The organism is Vibrio sp. Vb1574 (assembly GCF_033338675.1).
Genome location: NZ_JAWOTC010000261.1, coordinates 1 through 1291 on the forward strand (window position 1 = coordinate 1; position 1291 = coordinate 1291).

General features: G+C 48.6%; 1 protein-coding gene. It reads left to right on the forward strand.

Annotation, left to right across the window (positions count from 1 at the left end; genetic code table 11):
- Window positions 1–1291 (forward strand): cytochrome c3 family protein (locus tag R7O12_RS25350; protein WP_318126820.1); only part of this gene is annotated, 1291 nt, incomplete at both ends.

Below are 1291 nucleotides of genomic sequence, written 5' to 3' on the forward strand. Positions count from 1 at the left end.
TTACTGGACCAATACAGGGCAAAACTGGAACTTCATGTGCGCTGATTGCCACTCGACCAACTTGAAGAAAAACTACGACGCTCAAAGCAATACGTATCAAACAACGTGGTCGGAAATCAACGTCAGCTGCGAAGCGTGTCATGGCCCGGCAAGTCTGCACGTGGAAATGGCGAAACAGGCAAAGAAACATGGCATGCCAATTGCCACCACAAATCATAATGGTTTTTCTCGCGATCTTTCAGCCGCAGTCAAAGAGTGGGTTTACAAAGAAGGGCACAGTACGCTTCAGCCAAAAGACATTGTGCCAACCAACCAAGTTCAAACTTGCGCTCAGTGCCACAGTCGACGTACCCAGTTGAATGAAGAAGCGGATCACGTCAAAGGTACGTTTCTTGATAAGTACCGTCTGAGTTTAATTACCCCTGAGCTCTATTATCACGATGGCCAAATTTACGATGAGGACTATGTCTACGGCTCGTTTTTGCAATCGGCCATGGCAGAGAAAGGCGTAACGTGCACAAATTGTCACGATCCACATACCGCCCAACTCAAAATCCCGGAAGAAGCAGTATGTGCGCAATGCCATGTAGCGTCAGATTATCTGCCAGAAAACCACACCTTTCATCAAGCGAACACCGAGGCATCAAAATGCACAACGTGCCACATGCCGGAGACGACCTATATGCAGGTAGACCCGCGTAGAGACCACAGTTGGCACGTTCCGCGCCCAGATTTAAGCAAGCATATTAATACGCCCAATGTTTGTACTGCTTGTCATGATGATAAAGATGCGAAGTGGGCCGATGAGCAGATTGGTCAATGGTTCCCAAAATCAAAGTATCGCAACACTCAGCACTTCTCGGTCGCATTTTATGCAGACGCGATAGGTCATAGAGGTGGTTCAGATGCCTTGGCTTATACGGCTCAAGATTCTTCCATCAGTGACATCATTCGCGCATCGGCTTTAGAGCGAATGGCAGGCAATACTGGCCAGAATTCGTTGGTTGCGCTTGCTCGCGCCGTGAAACATGAGAACGAGATGATTCGACTGGGTGCTGTTGCTGGCTCGGCAGGGTATGACTTTAGTGACCGTTGGCAGATTTTACAGCCGTTGCTGAGTGATCCGGTGTTGTCGGTGCGAACCGAAGCGGCGGCTGCGCTAGTCAGTCATTATGGGGAAATGAATCCGCTACAAAGAGAGCGCATTCAAAAACCGTTAGATGAATACATGGACATTCAACGCTTTAATGCCGATCGCGGATTTGGGCGAACTAACTTAGCCAATGTATAT